General features: G+C 59.7%; 16 protein-coding genes. 4 read left to right on the top strand and 12 right to left on the bottom strand.

Annotated features, from left to right (window positions below; all coding sequences use genetic code 11):
- Window positions 1-74: 74 nt before the first annotated feature.
- The gene (argA, locus tag OKC42_RS03050) at window positions 75-1403 is read right to left on the bottom strand and encodes an amino-acid N-acetyltransferase (protein ID WP_042055633.1); all 1329 of its coding nucleotides are present in this window, start codon (window positions 1401-1403) and stop codon (window positions 75-77) included.
- A gap of 268 nt (window positions 1404-1671) precedes the next feature.
- On the opposite strand from argA, the gene msrA reads away from it, so the two are divergent.
- A complete protein-coding gene (gene msrA, locus OKC42_RS03055; RefSeq protein WP_005352745.1) occupies window positions 1672-2304 on the top strand; it encodes a peptide-methionine (S)-S-oxide reductase MsrA in 633 nt (210 codons plus the stop codon).
- Window positions 2305-2565: 261 nt separating this feature from the next.
- Here msrA and OKC42_RS03060 read toward each other — a convergent pair whose 3' ends face one another.
- Genes OKC42_RS03060 through OKC42_RS03070 form a run of 3 tightly spaced genes read right to left on the bottom strand, consistent with a single transcriptional unit; the run spans window position 2566 to window position 3827 of the window.
- Window positions 2566-2901: a DUF3802 family protein gene (locus OKC42_RS03060; protein ID WP_005333735.1), complete on the bottom strand. Its 336-nt coding sequence runs from the start codon at window positions 2899-2901 to the stop codon at window positions 2566-2568.
- 57 nt (window positions 2902-2958) lie between these two features.
- Complete coding sequence (locus tag OKC42_RS03065) at window positions 2959-3447, bottom strand: GNAT family N-acetyltransferase (protein WP_201941679.1); 489 nt, start codon at window positions 3445-3447, stop codon at window positions 2959-2961.
- Entirely contained in the window at window positions 3444-3827 is a 384-nt protein-coding gene (locus OKC42_RS03070) for an MmcQ/YjbR family DNA-binding protein (RefSeq protein ID WP_005333730.1), read from the bottom strand. The genes OKC42_RS03065 and OKC42_RS03070 overlap by 4 nt, the downstream gene beginning before the upstream one ends.
- 118 nt (window positions 3828-3945) lie before the next feature.
- Between OKC42_RS03070 and OKC42_RS03075 the strand changes: the two genes are divergently transcribed.
- Window positions 3946-4743: an alpha/beta fold hydrolase gene (locus OKC42_RS03075; protein ID WP_201941677.1), complete on the top strand. Its 798-nt coding sequence runs from the start codon at window positions 3946-3948 to the stop codon at window positions 4741-4743.
- Between the two features lie 51 nt (window positions 4744-4794).
- Here the strand turns inward: OKC42_RS03075 and OKC42_RS03080 are convergent, their stop codons facing one another.
- From OKC42_RS03080 to OKC42_RS03095, 4 genes are all read right to left on the bottom strand, one after another.
- The gene (locus tag OKC42_RS03080) at window positions 4795-5631 is read right to left on the bottom strand and encodes a TIR domain-containing protein (RefSeq protein WP_201941675.1); all 837 of its coding nucleotides are present in this window, start codon (window positions 5629-5631) and stop codon (window positions 4795-4797) included.
- 781 nt (window positions 5632-6412) lie between these two features.
- Complete coding sequence (locus OKC42_RS03085; RefSeq protein WP_199428661.1) at window positions 6413-7498, bottom strand: lipocalin-like domain-containing protein; 1086 nt, start codon at window positions 7496-7498, stop codon at window positions 6413-6415.
- Window positions 7495-9924, bottom strand: a complete 2430-nt coding sequence (locus OKC42_RS03090; RefSeq protein WP_270819045.1) for an FtsX-like permease family protein — start codon at window positions 9922-9924, stop codon at window positions 7495-7497. Before OKC42_RS03090 ends, OKC42_RS03085 begins: the two co-directional genes overlap by 4 nt.
- A 30-nt stretch (window positions 9925-9954) precedes the next feature.
- Window positions 9955-10635 carry an ABC transporter ATP-binding protein gene (locus OKC42_RS03095; RefSeq protein ID WP_199428659.1) on the bottom strand — a complete coding sequence of 227 codons (681 nt, stop codon included), beginning with the start codon at window positions 10633-10635 and terminating at the stop codon, window positions 9955-9957.
- A 197-nt stretch (window positions 10636-10832) separates the two neighbouring features.
- Here OKC42_RS03095 and OKC42_RS03100 point away from each other — a divergent pair, with 197 nt between their 5' ends.
- Complete coding sequence (locus OKC42_RS03100) at window positions 10833-11300, top strand: DUF4357 domain-containing protein (protein WP_005333716.1); 468 nt, start codon at window positions 10833-10835, stop codon at window positions 11298-11300.
- 107 nt (window positions 11301-11407) lie between these two features.
- Window positions 11408-12832 (top strand): sodium:proton antiporter NhaD, encoded by a 1425-nt coding sequence (nhaD, locus tag OKC42_RS03105; protein ID WP_005361260.1) that lies wholly within the window; start codon window positions 11408-11410, stop codon window positions 12830-12832.
- A gap of 75 nt (window positions 12833-12907) precedes the next feature.
- Here the strand turns inward: nhaD and OKC42_RS03110 are convergent, their stop codons facing one another.
- The 4 genes from OKC42_RS03110 to OKC42_RS03125 all read right to left on the bottom strand — a co-directional run bounded on the left by OKC42_RS03110 (window position 12908) and on the right by OKC42_RS03125 (window position 17768).
- Entirely contained in the window at window positions 12908-14119 is a 1212-nt protein-coding gene (locus OKC42_RS03110; protein WP_270819046.1) for a Bcr/CflA family multidrug efflux MFS transporter, read from the bottom strand.
- Between the two features lie 55 nt (window positions 14120-14174).
- The gene (locus tag OKC42_RS03115) at window positions 14175-15455 is read right to left on the bottom strand and encodes a hypothetical protein (protein WP_199428662.1); all 1281 of its coding nucleotides are present in this window, start codon (window positions 15453-15455) and stop codon (window positions 14175-14177) included.
- 200 nt (window positions 15456-15655) lie between these two features.
- Complete coding sequence (locus tag OKC42_RS03120; RefSeq protein ID WP_199428658.1) at window positions 15656-16216, bottom strand: hypothetical protein; 561 nt, start codon at window positions 16214-16216, stop codon at window positions 15656-15658.
- Between the two features lie 127 nt (window positions 16217-16343).
- The gene (locus OKC42_RS03125) at window positions 16344-17768 is read right to left on the bottom strand and encodes an NAD(P)/FAD-dependent oxidoreductase (protein ID WP_199428657.1); all 1425 of its coding nucleotides are present in this window, start codon (window positions 17766-17768) and stop codon (window positions 16344-16346) included.
- Window positions 17769-17833: the final 65 nt, after the last annotated feature.

The raw sequence follows: 17833 nt of genomic DNA on the forward strand, positions 1-17833 counted from the left end.
GCGTTGGATTGCACTGTCAATCGAGTTTGTGAAAAAGTTCAAATTGTCGGCTAACTCAACACAGAATCAATGACTTAGGCAATGGTCTTTGACAAAACCTTGGAACGGCGCTGCCAGTTGTAGAGACGCTGGCGCGCCACCGGCAGATCTTCCACTTCCAGCGGATCGAAGCCCCGCTCCCGGAACCAGTGGATGGAGCGGGTGGTGAGCACGAACAGGCGGCGAATGCCGAGCCGCTTGGCCCGCTCGGCCACCTTGGCCACCAGCTGATCCCCCCGGTTGGAGTTGCGATAGTCGGGGTGGATGGCGACGCAGGCCATCTCCGCCATCGCCTCTTCCATAAAGCAGTAGAGGGCCGCGCAGCCGATGATGAGACCATCGCGCTCGATGATGGTGAACTTGTCGATCTCCATCTCCAGCTGCTCGCGGGAGCGGCGCACCAGAATCCCTTCCTCCTCCAGCGGGCGAATAAGATCCAGAATGCCACCGATATCTTCGATGGTGGCGGCGCGGGCCTGCTCGGCACTTTCCCGCACTATCTGGGTGCCGAGGCCGTCGCGACTGAACAGCTCCTGCAGCATGGCGCCATCATCCTGATAGCTTACCAGATGGGAGCGGGGCACCCCGCCACGGCAGGAGGCGATCGCTGCGCGCAGATAGCGGGCAGTGCCGGACATCTCTTCGCCCGCCTGCTCCAGCTCCACCAGCAGCTCTTCGGCCTGCTCGGGGAAGAGCTCGGAGATGGCCTCGCCGTGTCTGTCCATCACCCCCTGGGTGCTGCTGAAGCAGATAAGCTTGTCCGCTTTGAGATCGACCGCCACCCGGCGGGCCACCTCTTCCGAACTCAGGTTGAAGCTCTCGCCGGTGACCGAGCAGCCGATGGGGGAGATGAGCACCAGACTCTTCTGATCAAGCTGGCGGGTGATCCCCTCCACGTCGATGCGGCGCACCCGGCCGCTATGGCAAAAGTCGATGCCATCATCCACCCCCAGCGGCTGGGCGGTGACGAAGTTGCCGCTCACCACGCTGATCCGCGCCCCCTGCATCGGGGTGTTGGCGAGCCCCATGGAGAGTTGGGCGGTGATGTCATATTGCAGGCCACCACACACCTGCTTGATGATGGTGAAACTCTCGTCATCGGTGACCCGGATCCGCTTGTGATACTGGGCCTCGATACCGGCGCGGGCCAGCGCTTCATCGTTTTGCGGACGTGAACCAAACACCAGCACCAGGCGTATGCCCAGTGTCTGCAGCAGGGCGATATCGCTGACGATATTGGCGAAGTTGGGGTGGCAGATGGCTTCTCCCCCCATCATCAGCACAAAGGTGGCACCCCGATGCACATTGACATAGGGGGTGGATTGCCGGAAGGCATTGACCAGACTGGGTTCGCGTTCACGCACTTGATATTTCTTCCATAAAAAAACAGCGATTGGCTCAATATATGAAAATTAATTCACAAATCAAGACTAAATATTGATTTTGGCCGTTTCTGGTCTACGAGGGGCGGCTTGGCCGTGCGGATCGGGAAAGGGTGACGGACGGTGCAGATGGCCGTTGGGGCGAGCGGGGAGGGGCCCGCCGGTTGATCCGGCGCGATAAACTGCTATCTTCGATGCTCCTTTTCGTCAGCTGTGTGATTTCACAGGGTTTTATACAAGGACAGAATTCATGGAACAGATTATTTCACCGGCAGATGCCCTGCCGGGACGACGCGAAGCGATGGTGATTGGTCAGCAGCATGCGGTGAACGGCAACCCGACCCAGGGTCCCTGGCCCGAGAACATGGAGATCGCCTGGTTTGGCATGGGTTGCTTCTGGGGCGTGGAGCGCCTGTTCTGGCAGCAGCCGGGCGTCTACTCCACCGCGGCAGGTTATCAGGGCGGCGTGACCCAGAATCCCACCTACAAAGAGGTGTGCAGCGGGCTGACTGGTCATGCCGAGACGGTGCAGGTGGTGTTTGATCCGGCGGTGATCAGCTACGGCGACCTGCTCAGACTGTTCTGGGAGCAGCACGATCCGGCGCAGGGGATGCGTCAGGGCGGGGACATTGGCACCCAGTATCGCTCGGTGATCTTCTATGGCGACGAGAGCCAGCAGATCATTGCCCAGCAGAGCATGGCGGCCTATCAGCAGGCGATGGCGGCAAGCGGCGACAGCCGTGCCATCACCACCCGCATTTTGCCGCTGGCGCCCTTCTACTACGCCGAGGATTACCATCAGCAATATCTGGAGAAAAACCCGGATGGTTACTGCGGATTGGGTGGCATTGGAGTCTGTTTGCCGCCCAGCCTGAACCGCTGAACAGGTTTGTAGTCGATTTCTTAATAAAAGTGAAAATAAATGGTCGGAGGAGGGAACTTATTGCGACCAGTCGGGACTAACTAGGTAGCGTCCAGGGATCGGATGCAAAGTCCAGACACATTTCTTGCCTTGATAACCGCCTGATGAATGAACGCACTGGCGGGTTGAAAATGATAGCAAGCAGGGCTGCCCACCAAGGCGGCCCTTTTCCTTATCTGCTGTTTTGCAATCTTGCGTTGGGCGGGAGAGCCGGACGGCAGATCAGCCGATGGCGCTATCGAACAGGTTCTTGATGAGATCGATAAACTCGATGAGGAAGGTTTTCTGTTCCGGGGTCGGGGCGCGCAGCCAGACGGCAGAGAGCACCTCTTCCAGGTCGGCGACCACGGCGTCGGCCTCCTGCATGATGGCGAAACGCACCTTGGGATCGAGCTGGGGGTTTTGCTCGCAAATGGCCATCAGGTTGCTGGCAACACGGCCACTGACCAGATCTTCGATGGTCTCTTCACCATCGTTCTGCTGTTGGGATTCAAACAATCCCAAACTCTCCACCAGATACTCGATCAGCGAGATATAGCCTTCACTTTCTACCACCATGGTTGCTGCCTCAATACAGTAACAATACGAAAATTAAGCGTATTTTAGTGGCTTGCCCTAGCTTGGCAAGCAGCAGTGCAGGCGATGGCGAGTAAAACTGACTCCGCCCCGCTCCACGCACTCCAGCCCGGTCAACGTAAAGCCATGTCGTAAAAATAGCTCATAACTGAAGGCGCTGGCCTCGGTGGTGATGAGTGTCAGACCGAGCCCTCGGGCCCCCGCGAGCGCCGTGGTGAGCAGCAGATTGCCTAGTCCCTGGCGCTGATGGTCGGCGCTCACATAGAGCAGGCTGAGGTGGCCATCGGGGCTCAGGGTGACAAACCCGAGGGGCACATTTGCCAGCTCCGCTACCCAGCCGTGGTGTTCACGCAGCTGGCTGACAAAGCCCGGATGTTGTGAACCGAGGGCCCACTGCTCCACCTGCTCGGCGCTGTAGTGCTCGGGGCCGCAGCGTCGCACCGCCTGCTCAAACAGGCTCACGAGGGCGGGGATATGTGCCTCGCTAAGGGGGACAATGCAAAGTGCTGGACTAAGTGCTGGGGTCATAAGGTTGGGTCGTCAGTGGGGGAGAGGGGGCGCGGCGCCTGTGGCCGTTTGGCTTTAGGCAGACCCGCGACAACCCGCTCATAGGAGTGGTGCACCCAGCCCTGCCACAGATCATCCGGCAAGGTGCTGTTCAGGGTCACTGTGTTCCAGTGTTGCTTGTTCATATGCCAGCCCGGTTTGACCTCGGGGTGGATCTCGCGCAGCAGCAACGCCAGCTCGGGCTCGCACTTGAGGTTGATGGTGAGCGGCTCGGCCTGCCAATCCACCAGCGCGAACATCTTGCCCGCGATGCGGTAGACCAGGATCTCCGGGCCAAACGGGGTATCTTCGGTGGCGCCCGGCAGGGTCAGCAGAAAGTGGCGCAAACGGGTCAAATCCATGAAAAGTTCTCGCGCAAGGGGTGATCCGGGTCATGTCAGGCGCATATCTATCGGCGGGTCTGTTCTGTTAATATGCGCGCAGCCGAGTATACCCCCCATCACCAAGGGAGCCTATTGGATGTTGTATCACAAGACTTTCGAACTGGGTCCCGATCGGGATTGGGTGGTGTTTGTCCACGGCGCCGGTGGCAGCTCCTCCATCTGGTTCAAGCAGCTGCGCGCCTATCGCGAGCACTTCAACGTGCTGTTGCTGGACTTGCGTGGCCACGGCCAGTCCCACCAGCTGCAACAGGTGGTCAAGGGCCACTACAGCTTTCGGGAAGTGACCGAAGATATCGTTCGGCTGCTCGATCATCTCGATATCCGCCGCGCCCACTTTGTCGGCATCTCCCTTGGCACCATCCTTATTCGCCATCTGGCCGAGCTCTGCCCGGAGCGGGTGAAAAGCATGGTACTGGGGGGCGCTATCCTGAGGCTCGATATCCGCTCGCGGGTGCTGGTGCAGCTGGGCCGACTCGGCCAGCACTTCCTGCCCTATATGTGGCTCTACCGGCTGTTTGCCTTCATCATCATGCCGCGCCAGCACCATCAGGAGTCGCGCAACCTCTTTGTGCGCGAGGCCCGCAAGCTGTGCCAGAAAGAGTTCAAGCGCTGGTTCCGCCTCGCCACCGAGGTCAACCCGCTGATGCGTTATTTTCGCGAACGCTCCCTGCCCATTCCCACTCTCTATGTGATGGGGGAGGAGGATCATATGTTTCTGGCACCGGTACGCGAACAGGTGGCCCGCGATGCCAGCTCCTCGCTGGCGGTCATTGAACAGTGCGGCCATGTCTGCAATGTGGAGCAGCCGGAGCAGTTTAATCGCCGTACCCTGGCGTTTATTCAATCTTTGACCGGTGGGCAACAAAATAAATAAGTTCTGATTGAAAACTCCGCCACTTTTTCGGTTACCCTAAAATTCCATTTTTTAAAATGGGATTTCTGTCGTCAACGATTTTACGGCTTGGTGGATTTTTTGTTCATTTGAAATGGCAAACTCAATTCCATCTGATGTAACTTGGAAACCAACGTATTCGTTCCCATTATAATCACAGTCAATTTTTCTTTCTATTAGGTTAGCCTGTTCAAGCTTAATTAAACCAATATTCAAAGATAATTGCTTTGAGGAGGAGTTCTGATTCAGTATCTTTTGCATATATTCATTTTCTATCTGAAATTTAGTCATTGGTGAATCACCACTAGCTGTTGATAGTAAAAGGGAGAAGAGAAATAAGTTATCATCATTTGGTACATATCCTCTGTGTTCATGTCGTTCAGATTTTATAAAATCGTTGGTCTTTGTATTGAAAAAACCAAGTTTTTTCATCTGCGTTTGAAATGAGAAACATGCAGCATTGACTACGGAAACAAGATCATCGAGACGCTCATTGTTATATGTCTGAGTGTTTAAGTTGAGAATGTCGGTTGGAATATGTAAATCTTTTATGTTTCTAGGCTTCAAGATAAAACATCTTTCTTGGCCAATAGCACCAATAAACAACCCTAACTCAAACAGTATGTTATCTCTAATTGTTAGTTTACTTTCACCACGGATTCTTGTTAAATCGTCAGGGCTGAAAATAAATAATGCAAAATCAACATTGTTAGCTGTATTTGTGAGTGATGCTAGAGTGCTTCCACCAGGTTCAAATACGTTTGACCATACAGTCCCTTCTGCACATCTATCCAAGTTTTGATTACATGCACTGGCAAGATCATGGTTTTCTGAGGATGACGCGATGAAAATTCTCGGTAACTTATTCATGAATAGGCCTTGTCATTTTGTCTTATAAGTTAAAAGTTGCTTTGCAAAGAGCCTGATAGTTTATGTAGCTATTTTTCCATGCAAGAAGAGTTTGGCTTTATTTTAATTGCATTTATTTAAAATGTAATTTACATGGGCGTAAGGTTGTTGAATTTGTAATTATAGATATGGTCATTGCACATCTTTTTTTAAACCAAGTAACCAAGGTATTATGGTCAGAGTAAACAGTGCGATCAGGGTGGCGAGAACCCGGTGGACTATCGGCCCATACCAGAAAGGTAGGTTGGGCTGAGCTTGCGAAGCCCAACGTTTACCGAGACGTAAGGATAAAGAATTGGTCTATTCACCATGTCTTTAAAATAAGGTGATGCAATTCGCTTCGCTTATTGACACCCTACGATCGGGATGGCTACCGCACGGGGTTACAGCTCCCCGAGTACTGCTTTTAACCAGATTGAAAATGGGTAAATCATGGGCTTACCTCGGCTGCTTTTGGGGCTGTGAGGGCCAGATGAGCAAGGTATCAAACACCTACCAATAAAAGTGAGTAAAAAGTTAGTTATCGCTCGGATTTTGAAGGGTTTTTTGACAAGGATCAGACTTGAGCCAAGTTGGCTGCGGGTTGAGTGGGTGAGGGTGTTTGATAAATAAACAGATAAGACATCCTCGACGACTGGCGCCAAGTGACAGAAGTGGCTGGGCAATATCACGGTTATGCCCTGTTATAAGGGCGATTTGTTTTTAGGTCATCGATCAGACCGGCCACCTTTGTCGAGGGTGTTCAGTAGCCGGTCATCTCCAGATAGCCGACCCCCTTGGCATCCCCCGAGACAGAGACAGCTCCCTCCCAGTAGTCAAAGCGACCGGTCATGGCCTGATTGGGCTGACGGGCTTTGATGGTGAGGCTCATTCCGGCGGCCTTTAGCTGCCACTCGACGGGGTAATCCTGCCCCTTGGGGCCGCGCCAGGTGTTGCCCGGCGTAAGGCGAATCGCGTCGGGGGCGAGCACCCGGCTGCTGCCGTCGCGTTCAATCAAGATACCGTAACGGTTTTCTGGCTGGTTTTCGGGATTAGCGCGGCCCGATTTGGTGCGCAGGCGAAACAGCATCAGTTCGCGGCCATCGGCCAGTTGCAGCGAAAACCAGTCCCAGCCCGATTGCCACTCGGCCAATACTGAGCTGCTCCACTCGTGATCAAACCACCCTTGTCCAGTCACGGTGCGGGTCTCGCCATCGCGAGTCAGGGTGCCGCGAAGAGTGAGGCGCGGGTAGGAGTAGTAAAAGGAGGCGTTGCCCGGGCTCTTCTCGCTATAACCGGCCTTGCCTTGCAGCACCAGCGGCTTGGCGGCAGTGACGGTGAGGTTCAGCTCGCCAATCTTGCTCTGCACCTTGAGGGTGGCGGGGAAGAGCGCCGCCCCTTGCGAGGCAAGCCGCCACTCCCTGAGCCAATATTGACCGCCGCTGGCCCCCGCCAGCCCCGGCCCCTGCCGACTGGCCCGTTCATCTTGCTGGTGGCTGCCACGGTCGAGATCCGTGATGGCAAACTGGGCCAGCCAGAGCTGGGGGGTGAGCCAGGGGTTGCTGGTGCGGAGTTCTTGCTCGATACCCTGCCTAAACAGGGTCCACTGCATGCCATATTCGCGCCCCTGTTCATCCTTGAGGTTGCCGGTGAGATACCACCACTCGGAGCGGTAATCGGGGTGGGCCGCGTGATCCTCCGGCAGCTGGATGGTTTGTCCCGGCTGCACCTTTTTAAAACTGTCGTTGCCGCCGCCGAGCAGGGCGCCCAGATCGCTGGCAGCTATAGCCCCGCTATAGAGCGTCCAGAGCATACCCAGCGCCAGCGGCCACCCTTTGATCTGTTTCATACCACTCTCCTTGCCGCATACCAGGATGCCAATGCGCCACATACCGGTGCCAGCAACAGGGCGGTGACCGCATGAAGGGGGGCGGCCTCGAAGGCGAGGCGCCAACCAAAGGCGCGGGGATTGACCACCTCGATCAGCACCCAGGCGAGGCCATACCCCACCGGCAGGGCCAGCAGGGCGGTGAGCAGCCCCAATCCCGCCCCTTGCCACACCAGCAGCTGGCGGCAGTGGCGGGGGCTCAAGCCCAGACTCTGCAAGGTCTGCAACTCGCCACGGCGCGCCAGTCCCAGCACCATAAAGGCCGAGCCAATACCGACAAAGGCGATGCCGAGGATCAGCAGTTTCAATAGCTCGGTCACCACAAAGGTCTGGTCAAACACCTTGAGCGCCGCGCTGTGAATGGCGGGGGCGGAGAGCAGATTGAGCTGCTCGCCATAGCGCTCGCGCAGGCGGTCGGCCAGCTGCTCGGGGTCGTTGCTAAAGAGGGCGAGGGATTGCACCGCCCCCCCTTCGAAGGCGTGCAGAATTTGCCCCTTGTCGCTGCCGTAATCCTGATAGACACCGGTGACGGTGAACTGCCTTGGCCCCTGCTCGCCGCTGATCGCCAACGTCTGGCCCACCTTGACCCCGAGGCGCACCGTCAGCGGTTCGCTCGCCAGCACTTCGTCGGGACGGGTCGGCCAGCGTCCGGCCAGCAGCGGATAGGCCGCTTTAAGCTGGGGGATAAAGTCCATTTGCGCCCACTCGATGGGCTGCCCCTGCCAGCGGGCGGGGTACACCGAGCGGCGTGAGGCGGCCCTCACCAGCGGGTTGGCGAGCAGGGGCTCGAGGGTGGTGTCGCTCAAGGTGCCCTTGTTGCCCGCCACCCCCTTGGGGGCGGTGACATAGAGATCGGCGGCCAGACGCTGGCCGAGCCAGATCTCCACGCTGGAGCGAAAACTCGACACCATGACCCCGATGCCGATGGCCGCCGCGATGGCGAGCTGCAACGCCATTACCGCGATAGCGGTGCGATCGAGGTGATAGAGGGTCTCGGCCACCCCGAGCCGAGCGGTGAGGGGGCCGCCCGCGCGGCGTCGCAGCCAGCCAAGCAGGCCGCGCAGGGCATCGGGTAGCCAGAGCGACATGGCCAGCAGCCAGCCGCCGGCGATAAACAGGGCGCCGGTCAGACCCGTTTGCGGCAACCACAGGCACAGAGCGCACAGCAGCAAGATGGCGATGGCCAGCACGCGCCGTCGCCACGGGTGAGCGGGGGGGCGGCTGCTTTCCGCTCGCAGTTCGAGGGGGGATTGGCGCAGCAGCTGCCACCAGCCGGGCAGGTTGGCGGCCAGCGTACCGAACAGCCCGATCAACAGTGCCTTGAGCAGGCTCACAGGGGAAAGGCGCAACAGATCGATGGGGTTGGGCCCATAGAGATCGGCCAGCGCCTGGGTCAGTTGCCCCATCAGGGCGAGCGCCAACAGGCTGCCGAGCAGCACCCCGAGCAGGGTGCCGATGGTGGCAAGAATAAGCAGCTCCAGGATGAGCCAACGCAGCACCCGGCTCGGCCCCATCCCCAGAATGATCAACTGGGCCAGCTGGGGGCGACGTACGCTCTGCACAAATCGCTGGGCGTTGAACACCAGAAACAATCCCACCGCCATGGCGAGCAATGACAGCGCCGTCAGGTTGAGGGCCAGTGCATCGCCAAGCTGGCTGGCATCGAGCACCGGGCTGATGGGTTCAAGCCACAAGGGCTGGTTCGGGTAACGGGTTTGCAGGGAGGCCTGCAGAGTGCGAGCCTCGGCGTCGCTTAGCTTGAAGACGATGCGATCGAGCCGACCCGCTTTGCCCAGCAGCGGTTGGGCGAGGCCGATGTCGGTTATCAGCAGTCGCTCCATGGGCACTGCGCCCGGTTCAAACGTGCCTGCCAGCGTCAGGGTCAGGGGGCGGGCGCTGGCGCCATCGCTGCCGCCCAGCACAAAGCGTCGGCTCTGGCCCGCTTGCCAGCCAAGGCGCTCTGCCTCGGGGGTAGCCAGCCAGATGCTGTCGGCGCGGTTGAGGGAAAAGGCGGGTTCGCTCGCGGGTCGGGCGCCAAACAACTGGCGCAGGGGGCCGGGGTTGAAGAGATCCATCCCAAGCAGTTGAAAGCTGCGCCCCTCTTCATCCTTGAGCCAGCCATGGAGCTGGGGCATGGCATCGAGGGCGGGCTGGCTGGTCACCAGTTGCACATAAAGCTGCTCATCCAGCCCGCCAGCGGGGGCCAGCCGGTAGTTGGCTTCCCCTGCCAGCTGGCTGCGGGCGGCGACAAAATTGGTGCGGGCACTGTGATTGAGCAGCTCGATGGCCACCACCAGCGACACTCCCAATACCAGCCCGGCCAGACTCATCAGCAGCAACCAGGGGTGGCTGCGATAGAGGCGCAGCAGCGCTTTAAGTGGCAGCATCAGCGTGACTCCGGCAGGCGCAGTCGCTGTTTAGTCATGACGGGGCCCTTTTAGTTCGATAAGTTGGCCCCCTTCGAGGCGAAGCACCCTGTCGGCCAGCGCAGCATAGGCGGGGTTGTGGCTCACCAGCAGCAAGCCTGCGCCGGTGTCCCGCACCGCCGCCACCATCAACGCCATCACCTGTTCGGCATTGTGCTCATCGAGGCTGCCGGTGGGTTCGTCGGCGAGCAGCCACTGGGGCTGATGGATAAGGGCGCGGGCCAGCGCCACCCGCTGTCGCTGACCGCCGGAGAGCTGCTCCGGCCAGGCATGGCGCTTGTGGCTCATATCGAGCCGCTGCAGCAACTGGTCAATCCTTGTCTCATCCGGTGGTAGAGCGTTGATGGCGAGCGGCAGGGCCAGATTCTCGGCCACGTTCAGGGTCGGCAGCAGGTTGAAATCCTGATAGACGATGCCGAAATGGCGGCCCCGCAGGCGCGCCCGCTCGTCGGGGGATCGGGTGTCGATCCGGGTCTCCCCCAGCCAGATCTCCCCTTCATCCGGTGCAATCAGCCCGGCGATCAGATTGAGCAGGGTGGACTTGCCACAGCCGCTTTGGCCCAGCAGCAGGGTGATCTCGCCAGCGGGGAGGGCGAGATCGAGATGGTGGAACAGCGGCAGTCGTTCACTGCCGTTATCGAAGCTCTTGCAGAGGTTGCGCAGGGTCAGCATGGGATAACCGTTTGATGGTCAATGGCTTTCATCATGCTTGGTACGCTAGCACGGCCAGCATTGATCAACACCCCTTACGGTTGATCAAGAGTGCCAGTTAGTGATCAAGGCGGCAAAAGAGCAGTGGATCCTCGCTGGATCCCGCTTGCCCGAGGTGGTTAGAATAGGGGCTTCCATGGGTCACAGGATGAGCAAGGATGTTACACAAGCAAGTCAGTTTTATCATCGATAGCAAGGGCAACAAGCAGGCTGCCGTCGTCCCCATCGAGATCTACAACGAGCTGATGACCCTGCAAAAGGCACTCTCCGACAACCGGCCGGGGGAGCGCGAGCTCTACCACTTCAACGGCAAGGGGGCCGAGGCCCACGGTTATCCGGTGGGCAAGCGGCAAAATCCGGGCTTTATGGTGCTGGCCGGTTCCACCGCCAATGGCGAGGATGCCGCCTCCCTGCGTGAAGCGGTGATCGAGCTGCGTCACGAACTGCTGGAGAAGGGGGTCATAGTGCCCCGCAGTCAGGGTGGCTTTGTCTTTACCGCCGATCAGCTGTTCAACAGTCCGAGTCTGGCCGCCAGTCTGGTGGCGGGCAATAACCGCAGCGGTCTGGATGCCTGGCAAAACAGCGCAGGCTATACCCTCAAGCAGTCGGGTTTCGGCAAGAAATAATCCCGCGTTTCGACAGCAAACCAATTAAGCGTTAATTGACCTGGATGAATTTTTCTTTTCATCCAGGTGCTAGCATCATTGCCAGACGGTTCTAAAAGGAAGAGACCATGTCTGCGCTCACCCCTGTTATTTTGCTGCTGTCCCTGTTTATCCCTCCCGCCCATGCCAGTAGTGGCCCTGTTCTGTTGACATCCTCCGCCATCGGACTTTTTTGTGTCGGATTGTTTGTGTTGGCCTACGCCCTGGTGATGGCTGAAGAGTATCTGCAACTGCGCAAGTCCAAACCCGTGCTGGTGGCCGCCGGGGTGATCTGGATCCTGATCGGTATCGCCTATGCACAGCAGGGGATGAGCCCTGTCGCCGAGCAGGCCTTCCGCCATACCCTGCTGGAATATGCCGAGCTGATGCTGTTCCTGCTGGTGGCGATGACCTATATCAACGCCATGGAGGATCGGCGGCTGTTCGATGCCCTGCGTGCCTGGCTGGTGCGATCCGGCTTTCACTTGCGCACCCTGTTCTGGTTGACCGGCGGGCTTGCCTTCTGTATTTCGCCGGTGGCAGACAACCTGACCACAGCGCTCTTGATGTGTGCTGTGGTGTTGAAGGTGGCCAACGGTGATCGGCGTTTTGTCAATCTTGCCTGCATCAACATAGTGATCGCCGCCAACGCCGGAGGGGCGTTCAGTCCCTTTGGCGATATCACCACCCTGATGGTGTGGCAGGCGGGCAAGGTGCAATTTGGCCAGTTCTTCACTCTGCTTATTCCCTCTCTGCTCAATTTTCTGGTCCCGGCCATCCTGATGAGCCTGATGGTGCCGCGCCATGTGCCGGAGGCTGATAACGAAGTGGTCGATCTCAAGCGGGGGGCCCGTCGCATCGTCGCGCTGTTCTTGCTGACAATCATCACGGCGGTGCTATGCCACAGTTTCCTCCACCTGCCACCCGTGCTGGGCATGATGCTGGGGCTCGGTTATCTGCAGTTTTTCGGCTTCTATTTGCGCAAGTCGCTGCCGCGATCCCTTGCCCGCAAGCGTGCGCTCTATGAACGCAATGGCGATGAGGTGCGGTTGCGCAGTCTGGGTTCTGTGGTGCCATTTGACGTGTTCAACAAGGTAGCCAAGGCGGAGTGGGATACCCTGCTCTTTTTCTACGGGGTGGTGATGTGTGTCGGTGGGCTGGGCTTTATGGGGTATCTGGAGCTGGTCTCACACTGGTTGTATGACGCTGGGGATCCCACCATGGCCAACATCTTCATTGGGGTCTTGTCCTCCGTCATCGACAACATTCCCGTGATGTTTGCCGTGCTCTCGATGAACCCGGATATGGCGCTGGGGCAGTGGCTGCTGGTGACCCTGACCGCCGGAGTGGGCGGCAGCCTGCTCTCCATCGGCTCTGCGGCCGGGGTGGCCCTGATGGGACAGGCCCACGGCATGTATACCTTCTTTGGCCACCTGAAGTGGCTGCCTGCCATCTTGCTCGGTTATCTGGTGAGCATAGGGGCGCACCTCTGGCTCAACAGTGCCCAGTTCTGAACGTCCGGGCGCCAGTACGAAAGAGGCTTCCGTTGACGGAAGCCTCTTTCGTTTTCCTGACAGGAGGGAGGGGGATCAATCGCCTCGCTTGCCGGTCAGCAGCCAGTAACTCAGGGTTGAACCCACGCCGCAGCAGGCGATGGCGATGGCCATGGGCAGCGGCGAGTGGGGCGGATTGAGGTTGACCAGAATACCGACCAGGGCGCCGATACCAAAGCGCAGGGTGCCTGCCAGTGCCGATGCGGTGCCCGCAGATTGGGGGAAGTGGCCCATCAGGCCGGTCATGGCGTTGGCGCCCACCAGACTGATATGGCCGACAAACAGCACCACCGGAATGACGATGCCCCACAGGCCGCCGGTCTGGCTCCAGGCGTTGTAGACCAGCAGAGCGCCCGCGCAGGGCAGCACCAGCAGACCGTATTGCAGCATCCGCTCGGCGCCCACCCCTTTCACCAGTCGGCTGTTGACGAAGGTGACCACTATCATCAGCAGAATATTGAGGCCAAACAGCCAGCCGTAGTGCTCGGTCGGCACCTTGAAGTACTCGATATAGACGTAAGGGGAGCCGCTTAAGAAAGCGAACATGCCGGAGCTGGAGAGGGAGCCGCACAGCACATAACCCATGGCGCCGCGATGGGAGAGCACCCCCCAGTAGTTCTTGAGGATCTGGCCCAGATTAAGCGGCTGACGGTGCTCCGGTTTCAGGGTCTCCTGAATTTTCCACTGCATCACCAGACAGATCAGCAGGCTGATCCCCACCAGCAGCCAGAAGATCACCCGCCAGTCGGCGTGGGCGCTGATATAGCCGCCCACCACAGGGGCCACCAGCGGCGCCAGGGTCATCACCAGAATGACGAACGACATGGCGCGAGAAAACGCATCCTTCTCGAACAGATCGCGCAGCAGGGCATTGACCACCACAGAGCCCGCCGCGCCGCCCGCCGCCTGCAACATCCGATAGGCCAGCAATTCAGGCAGGGAGTCCGCCATGGCACAGCCCACCGAGGCGATGGCAAACATCACCAGCCCCGCCAGGATCACCGGCTTGCGGCCATAGCTGTCGGCCAGCGGGCCGTAGAAGAGCTGGCCGATGGCAAAGCCGCCCAAAAAGGCGCTGATGGTGAGCTGGGCGCCGTCGATGCTGGTGGCCAGATCCCGGGCGATGGCCGGAATAGCGGGCAGATACATATCCACCGCCAGCGGGGTCAGACCCGCCAGAGCACCCAGCAGGATAAACAGGAAACGGGGGGAGAGGGCGGCAGCCTGAGCTGTTGGCGATTGGGGCATAGGGTGTCCAGTTGATGCGAAACGTCGGGTTGAAAAGCGCGAAAAAAGCAGTCTATCAGTTTTGTCGCGGCGATGGATCCGGTATGGCGAGCCAGAGTCCGGGCTCGGCGGCAAAGCGCGGGGCAAACCAGTGCTGGCGCACCGCAGTGGGCATTTCGCTTGCGGCAATGGGGCGGCGACTGAGGCGGCAGGCTCCCCGAGAGAGCGCCAGCGCCGCATCCCCCTTGTACCAGCCGTCCGTGACCGGCAGTGCCGTGGTCTCCCGCAGCAATTTTACCCCCCACTGGGTCACCAGCGCCGGGCACGTTGTTTCTGCCAGCCTTGCTGCCTGCACCATGGCGGGCGGACGGGGCAGGGTGAAGGTCGCGCCGAGCAGCAGCAATCCGGCCACCGCGGCCACCCACTCAGCACGGCGCGGCAGCCAACCCGCCAGCAGCACGAGACCGAGCAGGGTGATGGGGGCCAGATGGCGGGGATTGTCGGGGTTCTGGCCAAACAGGGTCCAGAGCAGCAGGGCGAGCCAGTAGAGTGTCCAGAGTGGGGAGAGGGCGGCAGGGTGGTTTTTTGCTCTTTGCCAAAGCGGCAGTACCAGCAAAGCCGCCATCAACAGCGGCCAGAGCGGGGTGAGCTGATCGTTGAAGGTGCTCGCCCAGCTCAGCAGCCGATCGCCATGGGCCGCCGCCGTGTTGCCCCACAGGGTAAAGTGGCCGTCGGTAAAGCGGCGCCCCTCGCTGAAGTAGGCCCAGCCATCGGCCTGCCAGACAAACAGCAGGCTGATAAGCCCCACCAGCAATATGGGGAGCACAAACCTGACGCGCGTGCCCTGCTGCGCCAGCCCGAGCCACAGGGGCAGCAGCGCCAACACGAAGTAGGAGGGGCGCAGTGCCAGCATAAGGCCTAGCAGCAGACCCGCCAGCGCAATTCTGCGCTGCTGCAAGGCCAGTAGCGTCCCGAGCCAGGCGGCGAGCGCCGGCCCATCCGAAAGGCCGGAGAGGGCGAGCGTCGGGGTGAGCGGCAGTGCCAGCACCAGCAGCCAGACTGTGGCGAGCAGGCTTGGCCGTTGCCACAATCTGACCGCCAGCAAGGCGGCGAGCGGCGCCAGCAAACTGCTACCGAGCAGACTTGCCCACTGCACCGCGCGGGCCGGATCGTCCACCGCCAGATTGATCAGCCGTGCCAGCCAGATAAAGGCGGGGTAGCCCGGAAAGTGGGGGGAGAACTCCAGCACGCTAAAGTGCGTCACCCCGTGGGCGAAATTGAGGGCATCATCGGAATCGAGGGCCACCGGGAAGGCCAGCAGCCAGCCGAGCCAGGCCAGTTGCAGCAGAATAAGCAGCCAAATGGTGGTGGAGCAGGGGGAAGGCCAACGCCGATACGTTGCCTTCCCCCTCATCTCCAGCCCTTCTCCCGCAAGGGGAGAAGGGGGCAAACCGGCGTCCGGGTGCATCTATCGGTAGGCCGTGCGTAGGGTGGGTAGAGCGCAGCGAAACCCACCGTTTGTCACAGCGAGATGGCGCAATGATTGGCAGGTTGCCATCAAAGCGGTGCCAGCACGGCCATCAGCGTTTTTTCTGCATCGCTAAAGGCGGCGGCATCGGCGGGCTTGGCGCCCACCCCGAATACCCCCGGGTTGCCGATGGCATCCAGCACCTTGGCCAGCGCCTGTTCGGCCGCCTTGCGATCCCCTTCACTGAGGGAGGGGAGGATCAAATCGAGGAAGCGCTTGCTCTTGACCACCAGCACCTTGGCGGTCTGGTAGTCGCCAAGATTCTGGCTGGCCCCTTCGAGGCGGCGCTCGATCTCCGCCTTGTAGGCGCGGTTGAGCAGGGCGGCGGTGGCTGCGGCATCTTGGGCCTTGATGGCGGCGGCCAGCGGCCCTTGCAGCTCCACCTTGTGGTGCTGCTCCAGATAGGTCAGTTCGTCGGCAATCTCGCTCAAGGTGGCGCTGGCATCCTTGCCGCCAGTGGCGGCGCCCAGCAGTGCCTCGCGGGCGTCGATCAGTGGCTCCTTGCCGGCGGCGGCGTAGGAGTAAGCTTGTGCCTGCCCGCTCAGGGTCAGCAGCAGGGTGAGGGCGAGTAAACCCGGGCGAATGGTCATCCTGTTCTCCTTACTTAATGCCAAGAGGTTGGCACTCAGGCCACGCTCTGGGTTTCAATCACGGTGTTTTCGTTGCGATGGTTAAAGATGGCGTGGCGTCTGTCTACCTGTTCGACACCGACAAGCCTCACGCCACGCTCTGGGTTTCGATCACGGTGTTTTCATTGCGATGGTTAAAGATGGCGTGGCGTCGGTCCACCCCGTCGATCACCATGTCGGCAGCCATCATCCCCATCTCCATGGCGGTGTCAGTGAAGATGTAGCGGAATGTCCCCTGACGGCCGGTCATGATGAGGTTGGTGATGGGCATCAGCGCCTTGATGGCTTCGTTGCGGCGTGTCTGATAGCCGAGATCCATCAGCGGATAGGCGTATTCACTGCGCGCTTCGAAGGTCTCATCGCCAAGCTTGGCGGTATCGACGCCGAGGCTCGCCAGATCGGCGGTGACCCGACCGCGCAGATCAGAGAGCGGCGCCTGCCAGGTGGCATCCCCCGGATTGCAGGGGATCTCCAGCATCACCGAGGTCTGGCCTTGGGGAGCCATAAAGGGGCTGCGGCGGCGCGGCTCCTGCAAGCGGGTGGCCAGAATATGGGGGTCGGAGAGGTACTGCCAGGTGTTGTCCGACAGGTTCTCCTGCTTGAGCGGCATATTGACGAAGCGAAGCGACCGGTAGTGCAGATCGCACGGCAAGCCAAGATGCTGGCAGGTGAGTGGCAGCGGCAGGGTGGAGATCACCTGATCGAAGGCGGCACTCTGCTCAACGTCATCTTGTTTCCAATAAACCCGTTCAATGTGGCCATCGGCCTGCTCAAGGCGGGTGATGGTGGCGCCGGTTTTGAGCTCAACGCCCTCTGCCACCAGTCGCTCCCCCAGAGTAGTGAAAATTTGGCCGAAGCCATATTTCGGGTAGCGGTATTTGCGGGCATAGGTGCGCACCGAAATGCTGCCATTACGTCTTGGCAGCAGGCGGCGCGCCACATCTTTGAGATCGATCAGACTGATGCGCTGACCGGCCCAGTCGGCGGAGAGCTTGTCCGGGTTGATGCCCCACAGCTTGCTGGTGTAGCCCTCGAAAAACTGGCGGTAGAGGGTGCGACCAAAGTGGCTCTGGATCCACTCGGCAAAGCTCGCCTTGGCAAAATCATCCGGCTTCTTGGCAAAGGGCAACAGCAGCAAGTCTTTCACCGCACCGGCCATCAGGGCGAGCGGCGCCGTCTTGAGCAAGTTGGGCAGGTTCAATGGGTAGTCATAGGTGCGCCCACCAAAGCGGATCACGCTCTTGCGCTCGGCGTGGAGCAGGTCGTCCCCCATCAGCTCGTCGATAAAGGCGAGCAGCTCGGGGTTCTTGGTGATAAAGCGGTGGCCGCCGTAGTCGAAGCGATACTCCCCATCGCGTCCCTTGAAGGTCTGGGTGGCGCACATGCCGCCGACCACCGGCTCCTGCTCGAACAGGGTGACGGCAAAACCGGCGCGGCGCAGGCGCCAGGCCGCCATCAAACCGGCGGGGCCAGCGCCCAGCACTGCAATGCTTTTCTTGTTGTTATCGCTCATGACCTATTCCGAAACTGCTTGATAGATAAGGGAACCGCGCCAAGGCGCGGCTCCCGAATGATGTT

This window comes from Aeromonas sp. Y311-2 (assembly GCF_027706025.1).
GTDB classification, from domain to species: Bacteria; Pseudomonadota; Gammaproteobacteria; order Enterobacterales; family Aeromonadaceae; genus Aeromonas; species Aeromonas veronii.